The sequence below is a fragment of the Comamonas sp. wu1-DMT genome (genome assembly GCF_040187805.1).
Taxonomy (GTDB): Bacteria; Pseudomonadota; Gammaproteobacteria; order Burkholderiales; family Burkholderiaceae_C; genus Comamonas; species Comamonas thiooxydans.
The window spans coordinates 76,178-102,803 of record NZ_JBANEM010000001.1 but is presented as its reverse complement, the minus strand read 5'-3'; the positions used below and the strand labels follow the sequence as shown (position 1 = coordinate 102,803).

Below are 26,626 nucleotides of genomic sequence, written 5' to 3'. Positions count from 1 at the left end.
GGTATGGCTAGCCAGACAGGCGCTGGCTGCTATCTTTTTAGAACGTTACTCGTCCAAAGCGTCCAGCGCGCGAGCCGAGTAGACCATGGCGGCGCCCGCATTCAAGGCCACGGCCACACCCAGGGCTTCGGCGATTTCTTCCCTGCTGGCACCAGCTTCCTTGGCAGCCTTGGTATGCACGGCAATGCAGCCGTCGCAACGCGTGGTCACGCCCACGGCAATGGCAATCAGCTCGCGCGTCTTGGCATCGAGATGGCCGGTCTTCCTGCCTGCACCGGACAAGGCCTTGTAGCCCTCCATGGTGCCTGGGCTCAACTCGGAAAACTCTCCCAGCCTGCCCGCCAATTCCTTGCGGTATTCGTTCCAGTCCAGCATTGCCTGCTCCTTGTTGAATGAAGCATTGATTGTGTGCCACTGTCACAGGGCATTCAAGTCGCAAGCGTTTCGTCCGACGATCGGCAGTACTGGGTTCGGAGGAGCCTGCAGGGATTTGTGGGCTGTATGAAAATACAGGTTCATTGTCGGCATCCAGCCGTCTTTTCGCCGAGCATTTTGTGAGCGTCACCGTGACCGCATCCCAGGCCGCCATTCTTGCGCCGCACCGCTTCTACTATCTGCACAACTTCCAGCAGGCGCTGGATTGGCTGGCGCAGCGCTATGGAGATCTGCTCAGCGAGCAGGAGGCTGATTTCATCGCCGGCTTTGCGCGCTTGCCGCAGAACTCCAGGGCGCTGCTGGTACGAATGCTGATGCGGCGCGGGCCCTGGTTTCGAGCCAGCAAGCTGGCCTATGAGGAGATTCCGGTGACGGTCGATGCTGCAGCGCCCTTGCTGGAGCGTGGCTGGCTCAGTACCACCGAGCCCATGGAGGCGGTCGAACTATTCGGCTTGCACACCAAACCCGAGCTGCTGCAGATCTTGACTGGCTTTGAGTTGTGCTCCTCCATGCGCAAGGCCGAGATGCTGCAACTGCTGGCTGAGAGGCAACCCGAGCCTCTGCCGTATGCCGTCTGGCATCCCGAGGCCGTGGAACCTGTCTGGCGCGTCATGGTGGGTGAGCTGGGAGAGCGTCTGAGGCTGATGTTTTTTGGCAATCTCTACCAGGACTGGTCGGAGTTCGTGCTGGCCGACCTCGGTATTTTTCGCTACGAGCCGGTGACGCTGGATGCTGACTCGCGCGCATTTCAACGCCGCGAAGATCTGGACTTCTATCTGGAGATATCGGCCCGGCGTCGGGATCTCGACGAAGGCGTGGAGCCGGCACAATTGCTGCCTGCGCTTATTGAAAATCATAGCGAGAACCCATGGTTGGACATGCGCCGGGCCAAGGTTCTGCTGAAGCTTGGCCAGATGTGCGAGAGGCTGCAGGACTGGCCGCTGGCGGCTCAGGCCTACACGGCCAGCCGCTATGCGGGTGCACGCCACCGTCATATTCGCGTGCTGGAGCGCATGCAATGCTTTGATCAGGCGCTGGCTCTTGCCAGCCAGGCGCAAGCCGCGCCTGAAAGTGAGGAGGAGCGCCAGCGTGTGGCGCGCATGCTGCCGCGTCTGAGCCGCAGCCTGGGACTGGGGGCCGTGGGGCGCCAGCCAGCTCTGGCCCCGGCCGTGGCAGCCCTGCGCAGCGATGTGCTGCTGGACCGACCCGCCCAGCCCATGGCGGTGGAGTACGCGCTGCAAGCCCATTGGCATAGCGCCGATGCGCCTGTGTTCTATGTGGAGAACGCGTTGGTCAACTCGCTATTCGGTCTGCTGTGCTGGCCCGCCATCTTTGCGCCGCTGCCGGGGGCGTTTTTTCATCCCTTCCAGAGTGGGCCGGCCGATCTGGGAGCACCGGATTTTGTGCTGCGCCGCCAGCCGCTGTTTGATGCCTGTCTGGCCGAGCTGGAGGACGGTCGCTACCGGGCCACGATTCGCCAGCGTTTTGCCGACAAGCAAGGGGTTCAGTCACCATTTGTGTTCTGGGGCTCATTGACGCAAGAGCTGCTGGAGCTGGCGCTCGATTGCATGCCTGCCGCCCATCTGCGGACTCTGTTCGCGCGGCTGTTGCTGGACCTGAAGGCCAACCGCACCGGCTTTCCCGATCTGGTGCGCTTCTGGCCTCTGCGGTCCGATGCCGGTTCACGCTACGAGCTGGTGGAAGTCAAAGCGCCGGGTGACAAGCTGCAGGACAACCAGGTTCGCTGGCTGGCCTATTGCAAGGAGCAGGGCATTCCTGTGCGCGTCTGTCATGTGCAGTGGCGCGACGAAGGTGGCACGTCATGAAGCCTGCGCTTAGCGTGGCAGTACGCGCGCTGTGCGAGTTCACGGCGCGCGGCGGTGATCTGGATCTGCGCTTCACGCCCGCGCCCAGTGCGCTGGAGGGCATGGAAGGCCATGCCGTGGTGCAGAAACGGCGTGAAAAAGTGGGCGGCTACGAGACGGAACTGGCGCTCCGCGGCCGGTTCGAAGAGTTGCAGGTTCGCGGCCGGGCCGATGGCTTTGATGCCGTCAAGCAGCAACTCGAAGAGATCAAGACCTACCGGGGCCGGCTTGACGGCGTGCGCCCCCATCATCGGGCACTGCATTGGGCCCAGGCAAGGGTCTACGGTCATTTGCTGTGTCAGGAGCGCGGTCTTGAGCGGATCAAGCTGGCGCTGGTCTATTTCCAGATCGGCAGCGCAGAGGAGACCGTGCTGGTGGAGGAATGTTCTGCCACCGAACTGCAAGCCTTTTTCGAATCGCAATGTGCCCACTATCTCGTCTGGGCACGCAGCGAGGCCGCCCACCGTCAGGCGCGCGATGCGGCCATGGCGCAGCTGCAGTTTCCCATGCCTGCCTTCAGAGCCGGGCAGCGGGAGCTGGCCGTGGCCGTCTACCGCACGGCCCATGCCAGCGAAGGGGGCCGTTGCCTGATGGTCCAGGCCCCGACCGGTATCGGCAAGACTTTGGCCACGATTTTCCCCCTGCTCAAGAGCATGGGAGCCGCCATGGGCAAGGGGGCCACGGATTCAGCAGGGCTGGACAAGCTGTTCTTTCTCACAGCCAAGGGGACTGGACATGGGCTGGCACTGCACGCACTGTGGCAGCTGCAGCAAGCTTTGTCGGCATCGGCATCGGCATCGGCATCGGCATCGGCATCGGCATCGGCATCGGCATCGGCATCGGTTGCGCCACTGCGTGTCCTGGATATGCAGGCGCGCGACAAGACCTGCGAGCATCCAGACAAGGCCTGCCATGGAGAGTCCTGTCCGTTGGCGCGCGGTTTCTTTGACCGACTGCCTGCGGCCAGGCAGCAGGCGCTGCAACTGCCGCTATGGGATGCGCCAGCGTTACGGACTCTGGCCCTGGAACATGGCATCTGCCCCTATTACCTGTCGCAGGAGTTGGTGCGCTGGGCCGATGTAGTGGTGGCCGACTACCACTATTACTACGACAGTGCCGCCATGCTCTATGCGCTGGCCTTGCAACAGGACTGGCGTGTGGGCGTTCTGGTGGACGAGGCGCACAATCTGCTGGAGCGCGCGCGCAGCATGTACACGGCACCGCTGTCCCAGTTTGCTCTGGCGCAGGCCCGTCAGGCCGCGACCGGAGCTGTCAAAAAGGCACTCGATGCACTGCAGCGCCAGTGGCAGACGCTGAACAAGGCCCAGGATCAGGCCAGTTACCAAAGCTACGAGGGCATTCCTGACACACTGCTGGGCACCGTGCAGCGGGCCGTGGGTGCAATAGCGGAGCAACTGGCCGAGCAGGAAATAGCCGGGCATGCGACCGCAGGGGGGCCGCCCGCGCTTGCCGACCATGCCTTGCTGGATTTTTACTGGGAACTGCTGCACTTTCAGGCGCTGGCCGATCAGTTCGGGCCGCATGCGCTGTTTGATATTCAACTGGCCACGCAGCAGCAGCAGCGTGCGAGCAGAGTGCGTACGCCGGCATCCACGCTGTGCATTCGCAATGTGGTGCCCGGGCCGCATCTGGCGCCACGCCATGAGGCGGCACAGGCCACGGTGCTGTTTTCGGGCACGCTGAGTCCCCCCGGGTTCTACCGTGACCTGCTGGGACTGCCTGCCGATACTGCCTGGCTGGATGTCCCGTCGCCGTTTGCGGCCCGGCAGCTGCAGGTGCATATCGCAGGCCATATATCGACACGCTGGAGAGATCGCGAGGCATCGCTGATCCCCATGGCCGAGTTGATCGCGCAGCAATATGCGCGTCAGCCCGGCAACTATCTGTGTTTTCTCAGCAGCTTTGATTATCTGCAGCAATTGGCCGCCACCCTGGAGCGGCTGCAGCCGCAACTGCCGCTTTGGCTGCAGCAGCGCGGCATGGACGAGGCTGGGCGTGCCGAATTTCTGGCCCGCTTTGTCGAGGGCGGTCAGGGCCTGGGCCTGGCCGTGCTGGGAGGGGCGTTCTCCGAAGGCGTGGATCTGCCCGGCAGCCGTCTGATCGGTGCTTTTGTTGCCACGCTGGGTCTGCCCCAGTTCAATCCTGTCAACGAAGCCATGCAGCGTGCCATGGATCAGGCCATGGGAGTGGGGCTGGGCTATGACTACACCTATCTTTACCCGGGCTTGCGCAAGGTGGTGCAGGCGGCTGGCCGGGTCATACGTGGCGAGAATGATCGTGGCATTCTGGTGCTGATGGACGACCGCTTCGCGCGCGCCGAGGTGCGTGCACTGTTGCCTGCCTGGTGGCAGATCGAAGGGGTCGACCGAGGTATCTGACGCATGGTTGCCAGAAACGCTCGCTCACATCTCCGTTTGTAATCCCGCTCGAACGGCTTTCGCCAGCCTTGATACTTGGGGCAAAGGAGAAAAAGGCCATGAATTCCCGCGAAACCTACGACTCTCAAACCCACGCGAACGGGCAAGAGGGCAGCCAGGGATGGGATGCAATCGATGGGGCGCTGCAGACGGTTTATGGCGATCAGCAGCCCGCGCATTTCGGGACGCTGATCAAATTTCGTCTTGGAGGAGAAGAGCCGCTGGACGGCGTCAGCGTCTATCGCAGCGAGCAGGGCGTGCCGCACTGGCACTATGTCAGCTATGGCTTCAGCGATTTGTATGGCGATCTCGACGACAGCTACGACATCGCTCCAGGCAAGCCCAGTGGCTATGGTTTCGAGTTGAGCTTCAGGCTGATGCGTGCCGCCAGCGAGCAGGAGCCGCCTAGTTGGCCTGTTAACTTCTTGCAAAATATTGCTCGATATGTATTTCGCACCGGCAATGTGCTGGCCCCCGGCCACTGGATGACGGCCAGCGGCCCTATCAAGGCCGATGCCGACACGCTGCTGACCGAGATGGGCTTTGTGCAGGATCCCGAGCTGCCGGCCATTCATACGCCCTATGGTGACCTGATGTTTCTGCAGCTGGTGGGGTTGACCAGTGACGAGTTGCGCGAGGTACGCCGCTGGAATGTGCTGGGAGCGCTGCAGTCTCTGCAGAGTTATATGCCGTTGTGGATCACCGATCTGGCCCGGCCCAGTCTGCATGACTTGCCCGATATGCAGGCCGCCATCGATGCGGGGGCGGCACGAGAAGGCTCCAAGACGGGCGTGCTCTACAACGATGTGCTTGGCTTCAGTCATCGCAAGCGCCTGCTGCGCAGCCCGCAGACCGTGATACGTCTGGGAAGCCTGGGCGTGCGCGACCTCAAGGCCATGCTGCCGGCTCGCCTGCCTCATGGCCGCCCGCTGATTCTGGCAGGCGATGGTTCCACGCTGGAGCTGGTGCCTGCCGGCGACAGTGAAGGCGGGATGCTGAACTGGCATAGCGACCACGAGCTCAAGCTCAGCCTGACCCAGGCTCAGATGCAGGCCTGGAAACAGGCCGTCAAGGGGCGCGACGGCGAGTACACCGTGCCCGGACTCGATGGTCTGGTCTGGCAGGTCAAGAGCAGTGTGGTGACGGATAGCCAGGGGCGCGTGACCGGCAGGTACGAAGAGCGTTAAGTACCATGCCACACATCAAGTAGCCGCATGCGCTTTGGAGATAGACGCATCAGCTGTTCCAGCTCGGAAAACAAATAGCTCTCAACGCATGCGCTCGTCGGAGAGCCTGCCCGGCAACTGATCCAGCCCTCTGGCAAACCAGCCTATGCGTTCTGTCTCGCGCACATCCAGCTGCGGCACATAGGGCTTGATGTCGAGCACGGGCGTGCCATCCAGCATGTCGTTACCGCGGAAATGCAGCCAGCATCCGTCCATGCCAAGCAGTTCGACAATGGACAGGCCGATGCGGTTGGGTCTTGCCGGTGCCCTTGTGGCAAAAACGCCATGGCTGCTGGTGTCCATAAAGGGCACGACTTCCAGCTTTTCCGTAGCTTCATGCAAGTGCGTGAGCAGGATCAGGTATTGAAACTCCTGCACATCACGCAAACCCGCGGCAAAAGGCGAAAAAACCTCGATCTTTCCCTCATGCTGCTGGGCAGCCACGGTCTGTATGGGCATGCCCACGGCATGCTTGAACGGGCTGTGTACGCGGCCTATGGGCTGCAGAACAATGGATTCGTTCATCAGGGCAGCACCGCCAGCACGACCTGAGAAGCCTTGAACAAGGCCGTAGCCGTCTTGCCCACGGCAAGGCCCAGGTTTTCGGTGCTTTCCTGGGTGACCATGGCCACCACCTGCAGGCCCTGGGCGTCTATGGTCACTTCGGTATTCACTGCTCCGGGCTTGATTCGGGTGATCTTGCCGTTGAGCTGGTTGCGCGCCGAGAAGCGCACGCCTTCGCAATTCGTCACCACCATCACGGACGGCGCCTTGACCATGGCGATCACCGTACTGCCGGCCTTCAGACCCAGGCTGACGGCACTGCCATGCGTGATGGTCGCCACCAGCTCCGCATTGTGCTCGGTACGGATCTGGACTTCATCGGTGACGATGCCGTGGCTGATATGGGAGACACTGCCCTTGAACTGGTTGCGTGCGCTGCTTTGCATGAGGGTTTCCTGAAAATACCGGCGGGACGGAAGCTGAATCTATTCTTATAGCACCCGCGCCTGTGCAGTTAAACGCTGCGCGGGCCACGACTGCTTGGACCTTGCCCATAATACCGACTCTGATTTGGGTGCCTGAGGCCAAGAAATGAGTGATCTGAACATCGTGCAATGCACGCACGAACGCCACGCCGCTGCGATTCTGGACATTTTCAACGATGCCATCGTCAATTCCACGGCGCTCTACGACTACCAGCCGCGCACGACACAAAACATGGTCAGCTGGTTCGAGGCCAAACGTGCAGGCGGCTTCCCCGTCATCGGCATCGAGGATGCGCAAGGCCGGTTGCTGGGCTTTTGCAGCTGGGGAGGTTTTCGCGCCTACCCCGCCTATAAGTACACGGTCGAGCATTCGGTCTATGTCCATCCACAGCACCGGGGCCGAGGTTTGGGGCAGCAATTGATGGAACTGCTGATTGCCGAGGCCAGGCAGCGTGGAGATGTGCATGTGCTCGTCGGTGCCATCGACGCCGCCAACGCGGGCAGCATTGCACTGCACAAGCGGTTGGGTTTCGAGTCCGTGGGACTGATGCCCCAGGTGGGCTTCAAGTTCGGCCGCTGGCTGGATCTGGCCTTCTACCAGCTCACGCTGCAGACGCCGGAACACCCTATCGACGGTTGATTTGCTGTCAAATCAGGAGCATCAATCTTTTTCGATAAAAGGATTGATGCTTTTGGGTTTCGGCTCTTGGATACATTCTGTGGCAGACCGGCAATGCCTCGCTCTTGTCATCGTCCAGTTCGACCGCAACTGAAGATTCGGTTTTTTCACTTTTGCCGGAGTGATTGCTATGTGGAAACTGGGTCGTGCGCTGTCACGCTTTCGCAAAGAGCTGCTGCTCGCCTGGGCCGTGCTGCGCGACCAGCGTTCGCCCAGGGCGGCCAAGCTGGTCACCGTGCTGGCGGCGCTCTATATCGTCAGCCCCATAGACTTCGTACCTGACACCATCCCCATTCTGGGCTGGCTGGACGATGGCCTTATCGGCTTTTTGCTGCTGCAACTGGCTTTCAGGTTTCTGCCTGAGGAATTGCAGGCCTCGCTGCGCCGCCGCGTGGATGGAAAGGTCGAGGCGCACCAAAGGCCAAGCATCTAAAAACATAGCGGCCAGCGCTTTTTCACCAGGCGTTGGCCGCTGTTTTTGCAGTTGCTATTCTGACTTCAAGTTAGCGATCTGCGCCTCCAGCCGCTTGATCTCGCGGCGCGCTTCGTCGCCCTCAGGGATGCTTCGGCCCGAGTCGCGCCACTGCACTGCGGCCTTGAAGCCCTCGGCCTGGGCATAGCGGCGAAACCACATGCCCTCGGGGTTGTGGCGGGTGATGCCGTCAAACACCGTGGCCAACATCTGGCCTTGCTCCAGGCCCATGGTCAACATGGTCTGGTTGACCACCAGCTTGTGCATGGCTAGGTGGCCGCGTGGCACGGAGGCAATGCGGTTGGCGAGCTTCATGGTGGCGGCCTCCAGCTCAGATGCATCCACGGCCTCGTTGGCCAGCCCCCACTCGGCGGCCTGGGCGCCGCTGATCACATCGCCGGTAAACATCATCTGCTTGGCGCGCATGGGGCCTAGACGCTGAGTCCACATCGCTGTGGTGGGGCAGCCCCAGACGCGCGTGGGCATATAGCCAATGCGGGCGTCATTGGCCATGATGAGCAGATCGCAGCACAACGCAATATCGCTGCCGCCCGCCACGGCCGCTCCATGTACCTTGGCAATCGTGGGCTTGCTGCAGCGCCACAAGCTCATGAAGTCTTCGGTATTGCGCTTCATGAAAGCATAGTCTTCCATGGGGTCCCAAGGCGTTCTCTCCTGCTGGCAGGGGTGCTCAATTTCCTGTTCGGCGGTTTCGGCCAGGTCGTAGCCTCCGCAAAAGCCCTTGCCCGCACCCTCCACCACGATGACATGGACGTCCGGGTTGTCCTGGGCCCACTCCACGGCTCGGCGGATCTCGCGTGGCGTCTGGTTGCCTATCGCATTCAAGCGCTCGGGGCGGTTGAGCAGCAGGCGGGCAATGCGCGGATTGCTGGGGTCTGGTGTGATTGACAAAGTGCTATGGCAGGGCATGAAAAGTCTCCTGGTTGAAATGAATGAATATCGATGGATATTGATAGTCGATTGATAAGAAAGAATTTTTGACAGTCAATGTTGACTCTATGTGCATTTGTTTTTACAGTCAATGCAGACTGTTAAATTGGAGATGGCGATGACTGGCGAATTCAAGACGGCTGAGGGCCGCAACATGCGTGAACTGCAAAAACAGGCGACGCGTGTGCGCATTCTGAATAGCGCCATGACCTGTCTGATGGATCTGGGCGTGGCGCGCACCACCACACTGGAGGTGCAGCGCCGAGCCGCTGTTAGCCGGGGAGCGCTGCTGCACCACTTTCCTACCCATGCCGAGCTGTTGTGCGCCGTGGTGGATGCCATCGTGGTGCGCAATGAAGAGACCGTGCTCAAGCGTTTGCGACGCAAAGCAAAACATGACGACCCCGTGGAGCGCGCGATTCACACGTTGGTCGACAGCATGAAAGAGCCGTCGTTCCTGGCCGAGCTGGAGCTATGGGTCGTGGCGCGCACCGATACCGAGTTGCGTGAAGCCCTGGTGGCTGCAGAGCGCAAGGCTTTGCGCGACCGGCTGCGCGTGCTGGACGAGATATTTGCGCCGCTCAAGTCATTTCCGGCCTATGAGCTGGTGGTCAGCACCAGTACTGAATTTGTACGCGGCCTGGCGGTCTCGGGCATCTTGCGCAGCAACCCGCATGCCGTGGCGGCGCTGACGCAGCAATGGATATGGGTCGTGAGGCAATTGCTGCCGTTGAAACCGCCCATTCACTGATTTTTCAACACCACAACAAGGAGACTCCCGTGCCTCAGCTATCGAGCCCACTGACCCAGTCCTACTGGCCCGCAGACACCTCGCGGGAAGTGTTGGAAATCACCGAAGGGCAGGCGCTGCGCGAAGCAGCTTTGAAGGCGCCGGAGCGATGGGCGCTGGTGGAGAAAATGCCTGCTGGCTGGCCGTCACTGACCGGGGCGGTGCAGACCGACCGCCGCTGGACTTATGCGCAACTGTTAGACGATGCCACGGTCTGCGCGCACTGGTTGCTGCAGCGTTACCAGCCTGGGCAGCGCATCTGCCTGTGGGCTCCAAATGTGCCCGAGTGGGTCATCCTGCAATACGGTGCATCGCTGGCCGGGCTGGTGCTGGTCACGGCCAATCCGGCGCTGCGCACGCAGGAGCTGCAATATGTGCTGCGCCAGTCACGCGCCGGTGCCTTATTCCACATCGATCAGTTTCGTGGCAGCGATATGGCGGCCATGGCCAGTGCGGCGATAGCGGGGCTTGAGGACTCGGTCGATATCATCAGCCTCAGCGGTTGGCTTGAGCAGGTACGACAGACCCCGCATGACGGGGCACTGCCCGATGTAGCGCCGCGCAGCCCCGCGCAGATCCAGTACACCTCGGGCACCACGGGTGAGCCCAAGGGCGCGTTGCTGCATCATATGGGTCTGGTCACCAATGCCCGCTTTGTCGCTGCTCGCGCGCAGCAGCATGAGGATGTGCATATCTGCCCCATGCCGCTGTTTCACACCGCGGGATCGGTGATGAGCGTGCTGGGCTGTGTCACCACCTTGTCCACACTGGTGCTGATCGTGGCTTTCGACCCCGATCTGGTGCTGCAAGCCATAGCCGACGAGCGTGGCACGCGACTGGGCGGGGTCCCCACCATGCTGCTGGCCTTGCTGGAGCAGCGCAAGGCCAAAACCTACGACCTCTCCAGCCTGCAATTGGCCATGTCCGGTGGCGCACCCGTGCCCGTGGCATTGACCGAGCGCGTGCGCACTGAGATGGGCTGCGATCTGGTTACGGTCTATGGACAGACCGAACTCAGCCCCATCGTCTGCCAGACTGCACCTGGTGACAGCGCCGAGGACAAGGCCCAGACCACGGGCCAGCCGCTATGGCAGGTAGAGGTGCGCATCTCAGGGCCGGATGGTGAAGTTCTGCCCGTGGGCGAGGAGGGTGAAATCCAGGCGCGCGGCTATCAGAGCATGCTCGAATATTTCGAGCAGCCCGGAGCCACGGCCCAGACCCTGCTCGGCGATGGCTGGCTGCGCACGGGAGACCTTGGCACCATGGACGCGCGCGGCTATTGCCACGTCACGGGAAGGCTCAAGGACATGATCATTCGTGGCGGCGAGAACATCTACCCCGTGCAGGTAGAAGGCGTGCTGATGAAGCATCCGTCTGTGGCCGATGTGGCGGTGTTTGGTCTGGAAGACGCGCACTGGGGTGAGCAGGTGGCAGCGGCGATCCGCTTTAAACCCGAAGCACAAGTCTGTGCCGCAGAGGAACTGAAACAGTTCTGCCGCGAGCACCTCGCGCCCCACAAATCGCCAGAGTATTGGTTTATCTGCGAGGCATTCCCGTTGACGGGTTCGGGCAAGGTGCAGAAATTTCGTCTCAAGGAGCTTGCACGCCAACAGCAGCTGCGCACATTGAGGTAATAAGTCTTGGGAAAACAATGGCTGTCAGCGCCTATCCAGCCAAGCCGCCCCGCCCGCATGACATGTCGGCATGGGTTTGCCATTCTCCATAGAAGCAACTGGCATACTGGGCTCTCATGATCGCAAAGCCCTTGTTTTCCTTTCTGCTGCTGGCGCTGACAGGTCTGGCGAGCTGCAACTCTGGCGAAACCCAAGCACCTCTGAGCAAGCAGGCGCAGGCCACGCGTGATGCAGCGCCGGAGCACGTCTTCAAAGGCGTGTTGGCAGGCCAGCCGGTATTCCTGTTGGTCCACGATTGCGAGGTCTTTCTTGTGGAGCCTTTGGAAAAGGGTGAAGTTCGCTGGGAAAAGGTGCTGGCGCCCGAGCCATACCCGTTCTTCACCTCCTGCCAGCGTCAATCCATCCGCTATGAGGAAGGCGTGCTTCGGGTCACACTGGGACGGATGGCCTTTGGTGCAGGCGGTTGCTGTGCCACGGGTGGTGACTATCGCTCCACTGACGGAAGAAGCTGGAAAAAGACCTCCTGAACCCCTGAAGCCGAAAACAGGGGGCAAGCACGTGAATGGTCGGGGAGCTCGGGAGCATGGTGTGCACAGGTGCCTCGTGCATTGCCGAACTGTGGGCAGGATGCACAGCGTTGCACAACCGAGACCCAACCGAGAGCTGCCCCTGTCAGTTGGCAATGACGGTGACAGAGCCGGTTGCAGTGATCAGAGCGTTGTCAATGTCCATGTTTCAGCGGCAAAGCTCAGCTGGTGCGTCAACTTCAGCGCACGGAGCAGCATGGTGTCGTGCGAAACGATAATCAGCGTGCCCGCGTATTGGCACAACATGCTCTCTAGCGCCTGCAGGGATGGCAGATCCAGGTGGTTGTCGGGTTCGTCCAGCAGCAGCAATGGCGCCGGCTCGTCACGGTAAAGCGCGCAGGCCATGGCGGCCTTGAGGCGTTCACCACCGCTGAGTTGCCCGCTAGGCTGATCGATATGGCGAGCATCCAGCCCGACCTGTGCCAGCCGCATACGTTGCAGCGACTCGGGTGTACGCGGACTGGCGGCCAGTAACTGGCTCAGCACCGGTGATTCGGCTTGCAACAGACTCTGGTGCTGGTCCAGCATTGCAAACGGCGCTTTCAGGCAGCACTCGCCCTTCAGCGGTTGCAACTGCCCGGCCAGCAGTTGCAACAGCATGGACTTGCCGCAGCCATTGGGGCCGCTGACGGCCATGCGCTGACCGGCACGCAGCACCAGGTTCAGAGGAGGGTGCGGCCCAACATGGGGCAGTTGAACATCACGCAGCTCGGCAATGATGCGGTCTCCCTGGCTTCTCGGCTCTTGAGGCGCATGCCAGTGGATGCTGTCGGCCTGCCAGTCCACCTGGCGCTGCAGTGCCAGGGCGGCCTCGCGCACGCTTTGGTTCAGGGCTTCGCGCGTTGAGGCCTGCTGGGTGGTCAGCTTGCCGCCCGAACTCTGGGCGCGTTCCTTGCCTGCGTCAAGCAGAATCTTGGCCTGATTGCCGTTCTTTCCCAGCTTTTCACCACGTGCCTGCCTGCGACTCTGGCGTTCGTGCTGCGTGCGCAAGGCCTGCTCGGCGCGGCTGCGTTCCAGCTTGAGGCGGGCCAGCTCGTCTTGTGCATTCTGGTTTTTCTGGCACTGGACTTCTCTGTAGAAAGAGTAGTTTCCGCCGTAGATGTTGATTGCGCTGGGGGTCAGTTCCGCAACTGAGTCCATGACCTCCAGCAAGACTCTGTCATGGCTGATCAGCAGCAGGCCGCTGCGCCATTGCTGCAGTTGCTGCGCCAGGGCAGAGCGGCTGGCAGCGTCCAGATGATTGCTGGGCTCGTCCAGAATCAGAAAGTCGGCCAGGGACAGCTGTGCACCCAGTAGCGCCACGCGCATGGCCTGGCCGCCACTGAGCTGGCTGGCAGGTGTTTGCGGTGCCAGCGGAGGCAGGCCGATCCGCTCGAGCTGCATCCGAAACTGCTGACGTATGTCCCAGCGCTCGGCTAGCAGTTCGTAGTCGCTGGCTTCACAGCTGCCTTGCTCAATACGCTCCAGTGCCAGCAGCGTGTCGCTCAGGCCTGCCAGTGCAGCGATGCTCAGATCTGGACGGGATGCCAGAGGGTTTTGCGGCAGATAGTGAATGCGGCCCGCACACGTCACGCCGCCGCAGCCGGGAGGCAGCTCGCCAGCCAGGATGCGGGCCAGTACGGTTTTGCCCACGCCATTGCGGCCCACCAGTGCCGTGCGCTGTGAGCTGAAGCTGCAGCAAAGATTGGAAAAGAGCGGCCGCCCATTGGGCAGCGTGTAGGAGACGCCATGCAGCGTCAGGCGAGCTTCTGTCATAGAACCATGCGATGGGTTGATGCCTAACATCCCCAGGCTGCACATGTGGGTGGCAGCGATTGGGAGGAGGGGAGGTGGCCGTCAATCAGACGGCAGCATCAATGGCGCATGGGTGAAGAGCCTCGTTGGAAGGTTGAAGGGATCGATTTTAGGCAGTGCGGCGCTGAGGTCAAGCAAGGCGTGGCGTGGATGCCGCTGCCTGATTGCCAAACTTCGCCAGCACTGCCAGCACGCTGGCGACCGCAGGGTTCAGCGTTGGCAATTGGCGATGGGCGATGGCCATGGGGCGCATCAAGGTGGGTGACAGATGCCGTATCTGCACGCTGCTCTGTTGTTGCTGCTCTTCCATGGCCTCCAGCGGTAGCAGGGCTGCAGCCTGACCGGCTGCCGCCAGGCTTTTGAGCGCCTCGGTATAGGTCAACGCAATGAACGGGCGAGGACTCAGTCCTGCCTGGCCGAACCAGCCAGCAATCAGACCGTGCATCTGCGTGGCGGAAGCAAAGCAGGCCCAGGGGCGACTTGCCAGCCATTCAGGGCTGATCCGCTCGGGGACCTCCCAGGCGGCAGGTAATAGTGCCACCATGGGATCGTTACGCCAGGGCGTGAGCATGATCTCGGCCGTCTCCGCCTGCGGGCTGGCAACGAGGCCGATATCGAGAGTTCCGGCCTTGAGGCGCTGCATGGAGTCGGCTGAGCCCACAGCCTCCAGCTTGATGTCAATGCCCGGGCTGTGACGACTGAGGGCGTCGAGCATCAGCGGAAACAGCCGGATATTGACCCCGGCCGATACGCCTACCTTGATCAGGCCGGCGCGGCCGCTGGCGTGACGCTGCACCTGATCGATCAGGTCGTCGCCGGCCTCGAGCAGCTTGCGTCCTTTCTGCACCAGCACCTGGCCGGCCGATGTCAGCTCCGCCTGGCGCCTGCCGCGCAGCAACAGCGTGGCGTTCATGCGTGCCTCCAGCTCCTTGATGTGCAGGCTGACCGTAGGTGGTGCCAGATGCAGCGCCTGGGCTGCTGCGGCAAAGGTACCGAGATCGGCGATGGCAATCAGCGTCTGCAGCTGATCGAGATTCAGGTTTCGCATGGACTTTGAGTCAGATTTTCTGAACTGAATAGTCAGATCATTCAACTTTACAGATGTTTGGCGGCCCAAGACCATTGACCGACCATGAAAAATCATCGAAGTGAAGACCCTGATACGGGCTATGACGTATTGGATGACAGGGCTGCAACTGGGCCCAAGCACGGGCTTGAAGCAGCAAGATCCGGGGAGGCCCGCGCACAGCGCTGGCTGGCACAAGTCCGGAATTTGCTGGAGCGTGCCGAGGCGCGAGTAGGGGCGGGCTTCAGGGTGCCGCCCCATGGAGGGTGAGGAGGAAGCGACATTCTCGGAGATCGGTTGCTCCTGGCTCCTGTGCGGCATGCTTCTCAGAAGATCTCGGTTTCTGCATATCGGCTGCTTTTAGCACCAGGCCAGCGCTATATTTTGTGGACCGCTGTTTTGCAGAGTCCTTGAGAGCTTATGTTGCTGAAGCAAATTGAATCCGTCGTGCTGTTTGTCCAAGATATTGATGCCACTGCTATCTGGTATGCCGAATTGTTTCAGGCCGAGGTGCAATATGAGAATCATCACTACGCTTTTATCAGGACGCCGGGATGCCTGATTGGTTTCCATCCGCAGGACAGCAAGTGTCCGGGTGGAGCCGGCGGGGCGACAGTCTATTGGGAGGTGGCTGATCTGCAGGAGGCGATACGGGAACTTGAACAAAGAGGGGCAGTTTTGTACCGAGGTCCTATTGTCACAAGCCTTGGTGCAGCTGCGGCAATGCTGCTTGACCCCTTTGGTTGCACCATAGGGCTGAATCAGTCACATCCTCATTCGGAGCAAGCGCTCCAGACACTGCCAAGCGTCAGCCAGCAGCCGAAGCCGATGCCTGGCGAATGAGCCATCAAGTCAATGTCGAGCCATGCACCGATTTGAAGCCTTTCACGAGGCTTCTGGATACCAAGATCAAATGTCAGAATTCCGATGTTGTTGACTTTTGCATCAAAGGAGATCGATGCGTGCACTGGCAGAACTTTTGGAGCGCGACGAGCCGGCCTTGTCGCTGATACAAGCCTGGGCGCAGGATGCGAGCATTCCTGTCGAATGTCTTCCTCCGTCGGCTCAGAGAGACTCGGTGTTGCTTGCTTTGCAGGTCACGACACGCTCGCCTCTGGGGGCCATGGCTCATGGAACCGGTGGAATTCTCATCGACGGGGGCTGGCTCAGAATGCTGGGCTCGGGGCATCCCAGGCTCACACGCGATCTCGCGGCGTGGAATCGCGCGCGCAGCAGCGGATTTTTGCTGATTGCCGACGATGCCGTGGGTGGATTCTTTGCCATTAATGGCGGGGCCCTGGGCGAGGATCTGGGGGCTGTCCATTACCTGGCTCCGGACACCTGGGCCTGGGAATCGCTGGAGATGGGGCATACGGCTTTTGTGCAATGGGCTTTCACAGGTGGGCTGCGCGACTTCTACCGTGATTTGCGTTGGGAAGGCTGGGAAGCCGAGGTGGCCGGCATGGGCAATGATGCTTGCATGAGCTTCTATCCTTTTCTCTTCACGGAGCAGGGCTCCATACATTCGAGTGCACGCAAGCCGGTACCGGCAGCAGAACACTATGCATTCATGAGCAAGAGTGGATAGAAGGAGCCTGCCTGAGCCAAGACAAAGGATGAGATGTCAGGTGGCTGTGCCGCTTTCACCGCCTGCGTGCGACAGGCTCAAGCGGGTATCAGCGCTTTTTCCGTGTCGCAACTTCATGGCGTGCTGCCGCCATTTCAACCAATTGGGCAATCGTGTTGATATTTCTGGCCGTACCTTGGGCAGCTGCTGCAATCCTGAGCTTGGAACTGCCCATTCCAGCACCATAAGCCACATAGATCTCGCGCCGTCCCAACTGCAGTTGTTCGTCGTTGCGGCCTTTGATCTGGGTCAGCGCGTCTGTTGGTGGTGCTTCATCGAGAAAGATGGCAACAGTGCGGTTGCCCGGGGATTCGGGAAAGGGGTTGTTGGCCAGCACCTCCGTCATCTCCCGGGCCGTGCGCACGATGACATCCACGGGCTTACCCGCATAACTGGCCAGGCGTCGCTCCAATGCCGACTTGAGCTGCTGCTCGGTGCAATCTGCATCCAGCACCACATTGCCGCTGGCAATATAGGTCTGTACCTGCGCAAACCCTTCGGCCTCGCACATGGACTTCAACTCCGTCATGGGGAGTTTGCCGGTTCCGCCGACATTGACGGCCCGCAGCAGAGCGACATAGATGGGCATGACTGATAAATGGAGCGGATCTCGAAGGGGCGGGCGGAGAAATCCCACACGATGTGACGGAGCACCAAGGCGCAAAGAGGATGCTAGCGTATCGCAACAGCCCGCGAGATTAGGTTTGCCTGGATGGAGAGGATTCAGGAGGACTTGCAGTCCACAATGGATCAGGCTGAGATGGATTTTCCCTTCCACGAGACAGAGATTCCGCAGCAGCACCAACCGTGTTTGGCTTGGACCAGAGCCCTGGTCATTGCACGGATTGCTGCTGCATTTCACAGAATTCGCCCAGGCTCAGGCTGCCCTTGTGCCGCCCGCCAGGATTGGCCTGAGCGCTCGTCAGTTCGGATAGAGGCTTGCCGTTTGCCTGGACTCGATTGCCTGCTCGAGACCGGTGCCAGAAACGGCCTGCGTGGTAGACGGTGCAGGACTGCCTTGTGCCGAAGCATCCGGCCCGTAGTTGTTGCGGCGCTCGTCTGCAGTCATGGATTGCGGGCATTTAGAACCCGTGATCTCCAGTGCCACGCGAGCGGCGGGATCCATGCAGTCCATTGCCAGAGAAGCTGCCTTCATGCCCTTGTTCCAGAGCTCACGGCTCATTTTCAGGCGTTTGCAATGCTCGTCCGTCCAGGTTGTGCCGAAGCTCACGCCAAAGCCAGGGCCATTGGCACTGCCGCTGCTGCTGCCCATGCAGGTGTCATTGCTGGTCGTGAGATTGGGGCCGTTCACGCTGGGAACGTTTTTCATGGTGTAAGTACCTGTGTACTCGACGATGTTCCTGGATGTCCCGGATACCGTGTTGTTCAGATTCTGGGTGGTGGTTCCGCTGGTCGTGATGTTTTGATCCGAGCTTGAGGTCGACCTGCTTTCGATGCTGGATACTGATCGGCTGTCCGCCGCGGCAACCGGATTCACGATGGTGATGGATTGATTCTGTTGTGCTCCCACTGACGAGGAGCTGGAGAGGCTTTGTGCACTGCTATCGGCATTCTGCGCAAAGCTGCACAAAGGGACACAAAGGCTTAGCAAGGCTATTGAGGCTTTCATGCTGTTTCTCCTTTGTCCCCGAGTCTTGACTTGGGACGCCTCAACTCGGGGGCAATACAACTGAGTTCACGGACTTTATCTAGTTGGCGGCCGAGTTCGCCCATCCATAAGCATTGCCCGAAGTTCCACCACCATTGGAGCCTCCGAAGGCTGTGCCCAGGCTGAAGCCGGTAGTTGTCGCGTTGCCGACAGAGGAGGCGCCGGAGTTATTGCTGGTCGAGGTTCCTCCCGGGCCCGAGATCGCCTGTGAGTTCCCGCCAAAGTTGGAGTTGGTATGGGCAGTGCTGTTCACCACCGCAATGCCGTTGCCGATGGATGCAGTTCCAGCCACATTGTTGGTGCTCGAGTTGGCGTAGCCTCCGGCGCCACCGCTGACCAACTTGCCGGGAGCGTGGCCGAGGTAATTGCTACCTACGTCCGAATGTGCGTTGGCGTTGGTGGTTCCGTAGCCGCCGGCAACGCCGCCTCCGCTGGTCGCAGCAAGACTGCTGACGGTTCCTGTGGTGGAGGCGCTTCCGCCGACACTCGATTGCCCCGAGGCCACAGGCCCCCAAGAGCCGGTGGTGCCGGTGCTGGTTCCAAAGCCGCTTGCTTGAGCGCTGGCCGTCGCACTATTGAAGCTCACAGCGCTGCCTGTGCCGGAGCTGGCAACCGAGGAATAAGTTCCTGAGGACGCATTGGTCCCCGTATTGGTCGCAGCAGATGCCACACCAGCCAAGGCAGCAACCGCCATGACAATCAAAGACTTTTTCATGATCATTCCTTTGAATAGCGAGTTCTCAGACCACGGGGATGAATTCAGGCGAAAGACCATTTGCCAGTGCACAATGATCAATGCCAACCGGAGTTGCGTTTTGGCGTCGCAGATGCCTGTTCCAAAACGTTCTTTCGGTTAATGGCAGTTTCAATAAGCCGGATGAAAACAGAAATACCTTGTTTGGGCACGAATTAGGATTCTGTTGATCTGCTATCGTTATTTGTGCAATTTATTGAAATATAGAACTACATTGCTATCAACAATGAAGCAAAATCAGATGATTCCATTATTGTTTATAAGTGTAAGTTTCAAAACAATATAATTGTCTATATTGAGATGGCTGTATACGAATATTTTCCGAGAAGAAAGCAATCTTGTTCTTCTCGATTTTTAATACCAATATCCAGTGGTTTTTAATTGTAAATAATGTACTGTCCCATTTGATTGAATAGTATTTCGTGGATTTATTACCTTTTTTGAGTTTTCGGAGAAGCTGAAAGACGATCACTCAGGAGTGGTGCTTGTGGTTTGTCATGTCCGATGTCGGGGCGAGCCTAATCCGGCCCAGATTCTTGTTGCAAGCCAATGGTCGGCAATACGGTTGCTCCTCGCCAGGTTCAAGATATCGCCGCAAGTTGTTGGCAGTCGTTTCAATGCCATCCCTCGTAGGCGCGAGCGACGGGACTTTCCATCCCGATCGCCCGCCAGAGCTTTAGGCCCTTATCAAGCCTTTCTCACTCTCACTGGCAGCCCTTGCCTGACCACTGCCCCCGATACCCAGTCGATCCAGACATTGTCCTTGGCAGGTCGGGTCGGATCGACAAAGCCCAGAGCATTGAGATTCACGCCATTGCCGTGCTGTGGGTTGGCATGGGTGGGCTGGCCGTCAACCTTGTGGGCCACGGCGCCCAGTTGCTTGTGACCGTAGCCGTGCTCAATGGCGATCGCACCGGGCGCGATACCAGCGCGTACCAGGGCCACGCCTTGGAGTTTGCCGCCGGGGGTGCTGAGTTCGATGTGGTCGCCATTGGCGATGCCCAGTTTTGCCGCGTCGGCCTTGTTGATGCCCACAGGATTGTGCGGGTGCACCTGGCGCAGGCGTGAGGCGGCGATGGACATGCTGCTCATCAAGTTGGACTTGTAGCTGGTCATGGTCAGCGGCCAGTCTTGTTCGGAAAACACTTGGCGCATGTCCGAGCCGTCGGCCAGGCGCGTGGGGTACCAGGTGGGGCAGCCGCTGTAGCGTTCGCCGGTCATGGAGTGGCGCATCCTGGACAGACCTTCGTGCCAGAAAGTGGCCGGGAACTTGGCCTGCAGCTTGAGCTGGTCGTCCGTCCATGCGTCTTCAACCTTGTCGAAGCGGCCGCCACGGCTCATGACCATGGCGACGCGGCGCACTTCTTCGGGGGCGACACGCTGTTCCAGCGATGGCATCCATTTCTCGAGGCCGGTGATTTTTATGTCGTCATCGCTGGCTTCGGGTACAGGCTTGCCCGCCTGATAGGCGATATTGCACATGCCGCGCAGGTAGAAGTCTTCGGCGTTTTCCAGGTCCAGCAGCTCGCCTTGCTTGGTGCTCATCGCATTCTTGCCAAAACCTGGCAGACCCAATTGCTTGGCCACGGCAAAGATGAAGGTCTCGAAGCTGATGGCCTGGCCGTCTGCCGTTTTGGCCGTGGCGGCTTCTACCGTGGGCCAGCGCACTGTGCTGCTCTTGGCTACGACGTCGGCCCAGGGCGCGCCAATGCCCCAGCTCTCATAGGTGACGGTGTCTGGCACGATGTAGTCGGCCAGAGCAGAGGTCTCGTTGATGAAGGGGTCCACTGAGACAAACAGCGGTAGCTTTTTCACGTCCTTGACCGAGTCTGCCAGCGCATTCTCGAAGCCGCACATGGCGTAGATGGGGTTGCTGATGTGGTTGATCCAGGCCTTGACCGGGTAGGGGTAGCCCAGCATGCCGGCGGCCAGCATCTCGCTGGAAAGGCCGCCAGGCGCGGGATACCAGGGCGCCTTGGCGGGGTAGGGGTTCTGACCCGCTTCCTTTTTGCGCTTGAATTCGCTGGTCTTTTCGTAAGGGAAGCGGGTGCGCGACAGGGCCACGCCCCGGGGTTTGACTGCGCCTTCAAACTGTGCAAAGTTGTATCGCGGTCCCGGGCCAAAGGGGCCGAACGGGCCGGCATCCATGACCCAGCCGCCGCGCACATTGAGGTTGCCGATGAGGTTGTTGAGCATGGCAATGGCATAGGCGGTGTAAAAGCCCGAGCCATTCATGGTGCCGCCGTGCGAGTTGGCCACGGCCTGTTTGCCATGACTGGTGAATTCGCGCGCCAACTCCTCGATCTCCTTGACGGGCACGCCGCACAGGGTCGCGTATTCCTCCAGCGTCTTCCTGTGTGCTTCGGCGCGCAGTTTGACAAAGGCGGTGCAGACGGCGATAGGCGCAGGCTCTTCGGTGGCGTCGGCAGCCTTGATGGGTGTGAATTTGCGCTCGGCAACCAGTTCGGCGGGTTGGGCCACGGTATGAGCGGCCAGGCTGCCATCGTTCAGCTGCACCACATACACATCTTCGGTGGGTGTTTTTTCGTCGATAGGATCTGGCATGGGCAGACCAATATCTGCGCCGCGCAGGAACTGGCCGTAGCGCGGATGCTTGGGCTCGTTGACCAGCAAGTGGGTGGCGTTGCTCCAGCTGGCTTCGCCAACGCTAGCCATGGCTGCGGGGCCGGGCTGGGTCAGAAACTGCTTGTCATAGCGCTCGTTGTCGATGATCCAGCGGATCAGGCCCATGGCCAGTGCCAGGTCGCTGCCGGGTTTGACGGGCAGCCAGCGGTTGTTGTCACCTGCCGCATGACTGGACGATGTGGGTAGCATGGGCGAGACCACCACGTATCGATAGGTGTTCTCGCCGCGCGAGCGGGCTTCGGCCAGCTCGCGGCCCACGCGCTGGAATGGGTTGCCAGACTGAGCCGGCGAGGTGCCTATGAACAGGCCAAATCGCGAGCTCTTCCAGTCCGGCTTGCCGTGGGGCATGCCGGCCATATCGCCCAGCGCCGCGCCCGTGCCCACCCGGTAGGTCTGGCCGCAGTAAGAGCCGTGGTTGGACACGTTGATGGTGCCGAACGATTGTTTGGCAAAGCGGTTGACCAGCGGAGTACGGCCTTCGTTGGCGGCCTCCGTCACCAGCAATTGGTTGGACTTTGGGCCGTATTCGGGATTGGCTTCATCGATCAACGTGTTGACGTCGCGGATGGCGCGCAGGCCATCCACATGGCCTTCGCCGAAGAGATCGCCGCCTTCGCAGATTTCCTGAACCAGCTCTTCGAGCGTGATGCTCTTCCACTGGCCGGAGCCGCGTGGACCAACGCGCTTGAGCGGCTTGAGAACGCGGTGCGGTGCTTTTTGGTGCTCGAGCATGGCCGATCCACGGGCGCAACTGGTGGCACGTCCTTCCAGTCCGTTGTCACCGCCCAGCATGGCGTAGACCTCGCGAACCGGTGTTTCCATGGGCGCGGGGTGGGTGGTGGCCAGCGGGTGATAAGGGTTGCCGGCGATACGGATGATCCGGTTGTCGGCAGTATCGACGCGCACACGCACGCCGCACTGCGTCCAGCAGCCCAGACACGAGGAGGGGCTGACCACCTGGCCGGGCTGGGTCGTCAGTTTGCCACTGACGGGGTCGATGCGGAATTCGGGCATCAGCGAGTTGCCGCGCGTGGCGCTCTGGGTGGCTTTGCCCGAGCTGCCGGTGATCAGCCCCTTGGCTCCCTTGGCCACGGTTTCGCCATAGCCTGCGGCAAAAGCTGCCAGACCGCCTGCGACGGCACCGCCGCGCAGCAGCATGCGGCGGCGGCTGGCATCGGTGCGATCGACCTCGATGTCTTGTGATTGTTCAGGGGAGAGTTTCTTGTCATTCATGGTCTTGCCCTTGGTATGGGGAAGGGCAGGCGCAGCAGTGGTTCTATGATATTGATAGCTGCAAGCGCTTGCTGATATTGCGTTTTAGGCGTATTTGGCTTGATTCTTAAACAGTGCCCGCTCGTTTGCGTACCGGAAACAGCTCCAGCGCCCAGGTGGTCAGCGCAACCAGTGCCACGCACAGGCCTGCCATGCCCAGCATGCCCATCAGGCCGTCACCGCCCAGTGGCATGCTGTAGAGATAGAGGCCGGCGCCGAATTTGGGCACGCCCTGCACGCCCATGAATAGTGCCCAGCGGAAGGCCCAGGCAGATGCCGCCAGGCCGGTGCCCAGCACCAGGGTGTAGCCCTTGGCTGCCAGACGATGCTCGCCGCGCAGCAGGGCCATCACCACGGCTGCTCCAAACACGGCCGAACCAAGCATGGAGATGCGCCAGACGGGGAACTCATTGAACAGGCGCACAGCCATGTCAAATGAAGGGCTCTGGCCCGCGATGCCGGCAATTCCCCAGGTCAGGGCGCTGGCGATCAGGCCGGTGGCCAGCCACAGGCCCAGATTGCGCAGCCCTTGCAGGGCTGCAGCATCGGGCTGCAAGGATCGGGGCAGAAAGCGGTAGAGCACAAAGCCCATGCCCACGGTGGCCAGCCAGCCGCTGAGTGCCAGATTGATCGGTACCCACAGCGTGTTCCACAGCGGGCGCGATCGGATGACCATGATTTCGGCGCCCGTGTAGACCACGATGCTGAGCGTGGACAGCACCAGTACAGGCACCAGCAGGCGCATCAACCGCTGCTTGCCCAGCCACCACAGCGCGCACATCAACACGCACAGCCCGACAAACGTGGGCATGAGCACGGCACCCAGGCTCATCCACGACCAGGGCGTGAGGTGGGCATAGAAATGCCAGAAGCGCGCAGGCTGGTGCAGGTCGGCCAGCAGGGCCACCGGTGCGGCAATCGCACTCATGGCCAGCACCAGCACCGCTGTGGGCAGCAGGCGCTGGAGCAAGCCTTGGGCCGGCCCGAACGCACAGGCTGAAGTCAGCAGTGCGGCCCCCGTGGCCATGCCGACCAGAAAGAAATACTGCACGGCCCATGGCAACCATGCCGCTTCGTAGGCTGGGGTCAGGAGTTCAATGATTTGCATGAGGGCACTCCTTTCACAGATGTTCGGCAACAAGGCGAACCGTGGCCTGACCATCGACACCGTTCACAAACTCATCGGGCAGACCGATGTAGAAGACGTGCGGCTTGGTCTTCATGCCGGGCTTGAGGACCTTGATATCGTCCTTGTGAGCATTGATGCGCTGGTTGATTTCGCTGTGCGCGTCGTTCAGATCGCCAATCACGCGCGCGCCACCCACGCAGCTTTCCACGCAGGCGGGCAGCAGACCGGCTTCCAGGCGGTGTTCGCAGAAGGTGCATTTGTCGGCAGTCTGCGTTTCGTGATTGATGAAGCGCGCGTCGTAGGGGCAGGCCTGCACGCAATAGCCGCAGCCCACGCAGCGCTCGTTATCGACAAGAACAATCCCGTCGGTGCGCTGAAATGTGGCTTGCACCGGGCAGACGGGCACGCAAGGCGGTTCGTCGCAGTGGTTGCATAGCCGCGGCAGACTGACCATGGCGGCAGCCGTGTCGCCGGCTTGGTCGATTTCGTATTGCAGCACCGTGGTGCGGAACTGGCCGATGGGGGGCTGGTTTTCGACCGAGCAGCTCACTGTGCAGGCCTGGCAGCCAATGCATTTGCGCATATCGACCAGCATGCCGAAGCGCTTGCCTTGCATGCCGGGTCGGCGCAGGGGCTGGAAGCTGGGGTCGCCGGGCAGCGCTGCGCGGGCGCTGCCCACAACACCGAGGCTGGCGGCCATGGCAATCAAATCCTGCAAAAAACCGCGCTTGGTGGGCGCAGTCACTGCCTGCTGAGGTGCCTGGGTAATGGATGGAGTGCTGCAGGTGCAGGCCGAACTGCTGGTTGCGCAGTCGGAGAGTTCTCGTTTCTGAAGTGGCATGGCCCTTCCTTTCATCGTCGCACTGGCACCAGAAAACCCTGATGCTTTAAACATAAAAGAGTATTAAATTAATATCTTTTATGTCTAATTGACTATATAAAAGTTGCCGTTTGCGCCACTTGATTTGAGTCAAGTCTTCGCTTGCTTAAGCGTTTTTTGAATGGAACTCCCGCAAGCAGATGACTTGTTGCCGAGCATGCAGCCACTTTATTAATGAACTGTTAAGCAATCAGTGTGTTGCCGTATGTAATCCACTTTGCTTGGCGGCAGATGCTGGAGGTCAAGCTATGCATGCACGGCATGCCTGAGCTCAGGCTGAGGTCGCTCTGCTGCGCCAACGTAAAGGCTGCTGCAGCAAACAGATTGGTTTGGAGCCTTGAACGGCTTTATATTCCTTGACATGAGGCAGTTTCGCTGCTGTCCGACAGTGCCGCAGGCCCGTGAGTTTCTTGGAGGCGGTGCGTTTTCTGTAAGATGTTCACATGCTGCAGGTTTTATGAGCGGCCGGCCCTGATGCTTGCTGTCTCGCAGCTATCTTGGTGCACTGCCAAGTGCATGCGATATTCCAATTTCGTCACATTGAAAGGATCGATATGTCACGCTCTGTTTCCGACGCCGTTTCCACCGCCCAAGACGATCTGGAAAAACTGGTCAGCGATCTGCGCGGTCTGCTGTCTGCCCGTGAACTGGACAAGCTTCCTGAAATCAGCGTGCTTCGTCAGCGCATCGACGACGGCATGGCCAACGTGCGCGAGTCTGCCGTGCGTGCGGCTCAGGACGCCGCTCGTCAGGCGCGCGAAGCTGCCGATGTGGCGGATCGTTATGCCCACGACGAACCCTGGCGCGTCGCCGGTGCCGCGCTGGCAGTGGGTGCACTGCTGGGTTTCATGCTGGGCCGTCGCTAAGCATTGCTGAGCTGCAAAAGGACAAGTGCCTGTGAATTTGATTTCACTACTAGGTCTTGATTCCCTGCTGGAGCGCTGGCGTGCCAATCTCAACGAGGCCGCGATCGCGGCCGAAGATCGTGTTGATCTTGCGCAGCTTGAGTGGCAACAGCACAAGCGCAGCATGCAAACGCTGGCGGTGCTGGCCATTGTGCTCGGCGCACTTACCGTGGTCGTGCTCATTGTCCTGTCCATGGCTGTGCTCGTGCAGTTCTGGGATAGCGAGCATCGTCAGCTGGTGGCGTGGCTGCTGGTCGGTGGCTGGGTTCTGGTCTGGGGCCTGGGGCTGTGGCGACTGCTGGCAGCTGTCAATCAACTCTCCAGTCCATTCAGGCTCACGCGGCGCGAGCTCAAATCGGATTGGCAGGCGATGAAGGAGAGGATTTAGCATGAACAGCATCTCTCCCGATTCGCGATCCACAGAGTTGGAGCCCGTCAAGCCCGCAGGCATGGATGCTCGGCTCTGGGATGAAGCGACCGCCGAGCAAAAGCTGGTGCTGTCGCGCATTGCCAAGCAACGCGCGCGCATCAAGGCCCGAGCCGCTGCCAAGGCGCAGGCGCTGGCCTTGCGCAGCACGCAGCCTGCGCATGTGGACGCCGATGCTCCCCTGCCCGAACGCCTGCTGTCTTTTGTGCGTCTGCATCCGCTGGCAACGGCGGCAGCGGGGGGCTTGCTCATGGTTCTGGGACCGCGCAAGCTGATTCGCTGGGGCAGCGCAGCACTGCCCTGGATTCTCAAGCTGCAGCAGCGCGCACGCGGCTGAAGGGGGCCCAAAAAAACAGCCCGTCAGGCTCAGGCATGACGGGCTGTTTCTTTG

The 26,626-nt window shown here is 60.5% G+C and carries 25 protein-coding genes; 13 read left to right on the top strand and 12 right to left on the bottom strand.

What is annotated here, in order from left to right; all coding sequences use genetic code 11:
• Positions 1-45 precede the first annotated feature (45 nt).
• Positions 46-375: a carboxymuconolactone decarboxylase family protein gene (locus tag V8Z78_RS00460; RefSeq protein WP_349730683.1), complete on the bottom strand. Its 330-nt coding sequence runs from the start codon at positions 373-375 to the stop codon at positions 46-48.
• 212 nt (positions 376-587) lie between these two features.
• Here V8Z78_RS00460 and V8Z78_RS00455 point away from each other — a divergent pair, with 212 nt between their 5' ends.
• From V8Z78_RS00455 to V8Z78_RS00445, 3 genes are all read left to right on the top strand, one after another.
• A complete protein-coding gene (locus V8Z78_RS00455; RefSeq protein ID WP_502878832.1) occupies positions 588-2,261 on the top strand; it encodes a VRR-NUC domain-containing protein in 1,674 nt (557 codons plus the stop codon).
• Positions 2,258-4,699, top strand: coding sequence for an ATP-dependent DNA helicase (locus V8Z78_RS00450; RefSeq protein ID WP_349730681.1), 2,442 nt, complete (start codon positions 2,258-2,260; stop codon positions 4,697-4,699). Before V8Z78_RS00455 ends, V8Z78_RS00450 begins: the two co-directional genes overlap by 4 nt.
• Positions 4,700-4,797: 98 nt before the next feature.
• Positions 4,798-5,925, top strand: a complete 1,128-nt coding sequence (locus V8Z78_RS00445; RefSeq protein ID WP_057092248.1) for a suppressor of fused domain protein — start codon at positions 4,798-4,800, stop codon at positions 5,923-5,925.
• An 81-nt stretch (positions 5,926-6,006) separates the two neighbouring features.
• Here V8Z78_RS00445 and tsaA read toward each other — a convergent pair whose 3' ends face one another.
• The gene (tsaA, locus tag V8Z78_RS00440; protein ID WP_004340764.1) at positions 6,007-6,489 is read right to left on the bottom strand and encodes a tRNA (N6-threonylcarbamoyladenosine(37)-N6)-methyltransferase TrmO; all 483 of its coding nucleotides are present in this window, start codon (positions 6,487-6,489) and stop codon (positions 6,007-6,009) included.
• Complete coding sequence (locus V8Z78_RS00435) at positions 6,489-6,914, bottom strand: TOBE domain-containing protein (protein ID WP_004340767.1); 426 nt, start codon at positions 6,912-6,914, stop codon at positions 6,489-6,491. The genes tsaA and V8Z78_RS00435 overlap by 1 nt, the downstream gene beginning before the upstream one ends.
• A gap of 145 nt (positions 6,915-7,059) precedes the next feature.
• Here V8Z78_RS00435 and V8Z78_RS00430 point away from each other — a divergent pair, with 145 nt between their 5' ends.
• Together V8Z78_RS00430 and V8Z78_RS00425 are read left to right on the top strand one after the other, a co-directional pair.
• Positions 7,060-7,593: a GNAT family N-acetyltransferase gene (locus V8Z78_RS00430; protein WP_004340770.1), complete on the top strand. Its 534-nt coding sequence runs from the start codon at positions 7,060-7,062 to the stop codon at positions 7,591-7,593.
• Positions 7,594-7,762: 169 nt separating this feature from the next.
• Entirely contained in the window at positions 7,763-8,065 is a 303-nt protein-coding gene (locus V8Z78_RS00425) for a YkvA family protein (RefSeq protein ID WP_004340774.1), read from the top strand.
• Positions 8,066-8,119: 54 nt separating this feature from the next.
• Here the strand turns inward: V8Z78_RS00425 and V8Z78_RS00420 are convergent, their stop codons facing one another.
• The gene (locus tag V8Z78_RS00420) at positions 8,120-9,034 is read right to left on the bottom strand and encodes a crotonase/enoyl-CoA hydratase family protein (protein ID WP_004340777.1); all 915 of its coding nucleotides are present in this window, start codon (positions 9,032-9,034) and stop codon (positions 8,120-8,122) included.
• 139 nt (positions 9,035-9,173) lie between these two features.
• Here V8Z78_RS00420 and V8Z78_RS00415 point away from each other — a divergent pair, with 139 nt between their 5' ends.
• From V8Z78_RS00415 to V8Z78_RS00405, 3 genes are all read left to right on the top strand, one after another.
• Positions 9,174-9,806 carry a TetR/AcrR family transcriptional regulator gene (locus V8Z78_RS00415; RefSeq protein WP_004340780.1) on the top strand — a complete coding sequence of 211 codons (633 nt, stop codon included), beginning with the start codon at positions 9,174-9,176 and terminating at the stop codon, positions 9,804-9,806.
• Positions 9,807-9,835: 29 nt separating this feature from the next.
• Positions 9,836-11,479 (top strand): AMP-binding protein, encoded by a 1,644-nt coding sequence (locus tag V8Z78_RS00410; RefSeq protein ID WP_004340783.1) that lies wholly within the window; start codon positions 9,836-9,838, stop codon positions 11,477-11,479.
• 131 nt (positions 11,480-11,610) lie between these two features.
• Positions 11,611-12,006, top strand: a complete 396-nt coding sequence (locus tag V8Z78_RS00405; protein WP_237704477.1) for a hypothetical protein — start codon at positions 11,611-11,613, stop codon at positions 12,004-12,006.
• Between the two features lie 183 nt (positions 12,007-12,189).
• On the opposite strand, the gene V8Z78_RS00400 is transcribed toward V8Z78_RS00405, so the two are convergent.
• Both V8Z78_RS00400 and V8Z78_RS00395 read right to left on the bottom strand, forming a co-directional pair.
• Positions 12,190-13,821, bottom strand: coding sequence for an ATP-binding cassette domain-containing protein (locus V8Z78_RS00400; RefSeq protein ID WP_349730680.1), 1,632 nt, complete (start codon positions 13,819-13,821; stop codon positions 12,190-12,192).
• Between the two features lie 169 nt (positions 13,822-13,990).
• Positions 13,991-14,908 (bottom strand): LysR family transcriptional regulator, encoded by a 918-nt coding sequence (locus V8Z78_RS00395; protein ID WP_349730679.1) that lies wholly within the window; start codon positions 14,906-14,908, stop codon positions 13,991-13,993.
• A 438-nt stretch (positions 14,909-15,346) separates the two neighbouring features.
• Here V8Z78_RS00395 and V8Z78_RS00390 point away from each other — a divergent pair, with 438 nt between their 5' ends.
• Entirely contained in the window at positions 15,347-15,769 is a 423-nt protein-coding gene (locus tag V8Z78_RS00390; protein WP_349730678.1) for a VOC family protein, read from the top strand.
• 115 nt (positions 15,770-15,884) lie between these two features.
• Positions 15,885-16,514: a DUF2625 domain-containing protein gene (locus V8Z78_RS00385; RefSeq protein ID WP_039051052.1), complete on the top strand. Its 630-nt coding sequence runs from the start codon at positions 15,885-15,887 to the stop codon at positions 16,512-16,514.
• A gap of 88 nt (positions 16,515-16,602) precedes the next feature.
• On the opposite strand, the gene V8Z78_RS00380 is transcribed toward V8Z78_RS00385, so the two are convergent.
• The 6 genes from V8Z78_RS00380 to dsrO all read right to left on the bottom strand — a co-directional run bounded on the left by V8Z78_RS00380 (position 16,603) and on the right by dsrO (position 24,864).
• The gene (locus V8Z78_RS00380) at positions 16,603-17,142 is read right to left on the bottom strand and encodes a DUF1697 domain-containing protein (RefSeq protein WP_046462456.1); all 540 of its coding nucleotides are present in this window, start codon (positions 17,140-17,142) and stop codon (positions 16,603-16,605) included.
• A 333-nt stretch (positions 17,143-17,475) separates the two neighbouring features.
• Entirely contained in the window at positions 17,476-18,183 is a 708-nt protein-coding gene (locus tag V8Z78_RS00375) for a hypothetical protein (RefSeq protein ID WP_349730677.1), read from the bottom strand.
• A gap of 79 nt (positions 18,184-18,262) precedes the next feature.
• Positions 18,263-18,937, bottom strand: a complete 675-nt coding sequence (locus V8Z78_RS00370) for a hypothetical protein (protein WP_004340813.1) — start codon at positions 18,935-18,937, stop codon at positions 18,263-18,265.
• 726 nt (positions 18,938-19,663) lie between these two features.
• Positions 19,664-22,855 (bottom strand): tetrathionate reductase subunit A, encoded by a 3,192-nt coding sequence (locus tag V8Z78_RS00365; RefSeq protein ID WP_046462455.1) that lies wholly within the window; start codon positions 22,853-22,855, stop codon positions 19,664-19,666.
• 106 nt (positions 22,856-22,961) lie between these two features.
• Positions 22,962-24,002: an NrfD/PsrC family molybdoenzyme membrane anchor subunit gene (gene nrfD / locus V8Z78_RS00360; RefSeq protein WP_046462454.1), complete on the bottom strand. Its 1,041-nt coding sequence runs from the start codon at positions 24,000-24,002 to the stop codon at positions 22,962-22,964.
• A 13-nt stretch (positions 24,003-24,015) separates the two neighbouring features.
• Complete coding sequence (dsrO, locus tag V8Z78_RS00355) at positions 24,016-24,864, bottom strand: sulfate reduction electron transfer complex DsrMKJOP subunit DsrO (protein WP_046462453.1); 849 nt, start codon at positions 24,862-24,864, stop codon at positions 24,016-24,018.
• 593 nt (positions 24,865-25,457) lie between these two features.
• Here dsrO and V8Z78_RS00350 point away from each other — a divergent pair.
• The 3 genes from V8Z78_RS00350 to V8Z78_RS00340 are packed head-to-tail and all read left to right on the top strand — an operon-like array spanning position 25,458 to position 26,572.
• Positions 25,458-25,769 carry a DUF883 domain-containing protein gene (locus V8Z78_RS00350; protein ID WP_004340823.1) on the top strand — a complete coding sequence of 104 codons (312 nt, stop codon included), beginning with the start codon at positions 25,458-25,460 and terminating at the stop codon, positions 25,767-25,769.
• A gap of 25 nt (positions 25,770-25,794) precedes the next feature.
• Positions 25,795-26,196 (top strand): phage holin family protein, encoded by a 402-nt coding sequence (locus tag V8Z78_RS00345; RefSeq protein WP_012838300.1) that lies wholly within the window; start codon positions 25,795-25,797, stop codon positions 26,194-26,196.
• 1 nt (position 26,197) lies between these two features.
• Positions 26,198-26,572, top strand: coding sequence for a hypothetical protein (locus V8Z78_RS00340; RefSeq protein ID WP_039051047.1), 375 nt, complete (start codon positions 26,198-26,200; stop codon positions 26,570-26,572).
• Positions 26,573-26,626 lie beyond the last annotated feature (54 nt).

Excerpts from the sequence above, each read along its gene's own strand:
- V8Z78_RS00375 (WP_349730677.1), bottom strand. The coding sequence starts at position 18,183 with ATGAAAGCCTCAATAGCCTTGCTAAGCCTTTGTGTCCCTTTGTGCAGC.
- V8Z78_RS00415 (WP_004340780.1), top strand. The coding sequence starts at position 9,174 with ATGACTGGCGAATTCAAGACGGCTGAGGGCCGCAACATGCGTGAACTG.
- V8Z78_RS00365 (WP_046462455.1), bottom strand. The coding sequence starts at position 22,855 with ATGAATGACAAGAAACTCTCCCCTGAACAATCACAAGACATCGAGGTC.
- dsrO (WP_046462453.1), bottom strand. The coding sequence starts at position 24,864 with ATGCCACTTCAGAAACGAGAACTCTCCGACTGCGCAACCAGCAGTTCG.
- V8Z78_RS00395 (WP_349730679.1), bottom strand. The coding sequence starts at position 14,908 with ATGCGAAACCTGAATCTCGATCAGCTGCAGACGCTGATTGCCATCGCC.
- V8Z78_RS00340 (WP_039051047.1), top strand. The coding sequence starts at position 26,198 with ATGAACAGCATCTCTCCCGATTCGCGATCCACAGAGTTGGAGCCCGTC.
- V8Z78_RS00385 (WP_039051052.1), top strand. The coding sequence starts at position 15,885 with ATGCGTGCACTGGCAGAACTTTTGGAGCGCGACGAGCCGGCCTTGTCG.
- V8Z78_RS00445 (WP_057092248.1), top strand. The coding sequence starts at position 4,798 with ATGAATTCCCGCGAAACCTACGACTCTCAAACCCACGCGAACGGGCAA.
- V8Z78_RS00420 (WP_004340777.1), bottom strand. The coding sequence starts at position 9,034 with ATGCCCTGCCATAGCACTTTGTCAATCACACCAGACCCCAGCAATCCG.
- V8Z78_RS00460 (WP_349730683.1), bottom strand. The coding sequence starts at position 375 with ATGCTGGACTGGAACGAATACCGCAAGGAATTGGCGGGCAGGCTGGGA.
- V8Z78_RS00425 (WP_004340774.1), top strand. The coding sequence starts at position 7,763 with ATGTGGAAACTGGGTCGTGCGCTGTCACGCTTTCGCAAAGAGCTGCTG.
- V8Z78_RS00350 (WP_004340823.1), top strand. The coding sequence starts at position 25,458 with ATGTCACGCTCTGTTTCCGACGCCGTTTCCACCGCCCAAGACGATCTG.
- nrfD (WP_046462454.1), bottom strand. The coding sequence starts at position 24,002 with ATGCAAATCATTGAACTCCTGACCCCAGCCTACGAAGCGGCATGGTTG.
- V8Z78_RS00435 (WP_004340767.1), bottom strand. The coding sequence starts at position 6,914 with ATGCAAAGCAGCGCACGCAACCAGTTCAAGGGCAGTGTCTCCCATATC.
- V8Z78_RS00370 (WP_004340813.1), bottom strand. The coding sequence starts at position 18,937 with ATGAAAAAGTCTTTGATTGTCATGGCGGTTGCTGCCTTGGCTGGTGTG.
- V8Z78_RS00380 (WP_046462456.1), bottom strand. The coding sequence starts at position 17,142 with ATGCCCATCTATGTCGCTCTGCTGCGGGCCGTCAATGTCGGCGGAACC.
- V8Z78_RS00430 (WP_004340770.1), top strand. The coding sequence starts at position 7,060 with ATGAGTGATCTGAACATCGTGCAATGCACGCACGAACGCCACGCCGCT.
- V8Z78_RS00400 (WP_349730680.1), bottom strand. The coding sequence starts at position 13,821 with ATGACAGAAGCTCGCCTGACGCTGCATGGCGTCTCCTACACGCTGCCC.
- tsaA (WP_004340764.1), bottom strand. The coding sequence starts at position 6,489 with ATGAACGAATCCATTGTTCTGCAGCCCATAGGCCGCGTACACAGCCCG.
- V8Z78_RS00450 (WP_349730681.1), top strand. The coding sequence starts at position 2,258 with ATGAAGCCTGCGCTTAGCGTGGCAGTACGCGCGCTGTGCGAGTTCACG.
- V8Z78_RS00390 (WP_349730678.1), top strand. The coding sequence starts at position 15,347 with ATGTTGCTGAAGCAAATTGAATCCGTCGTGCTGTTTGTCCAAGATATT.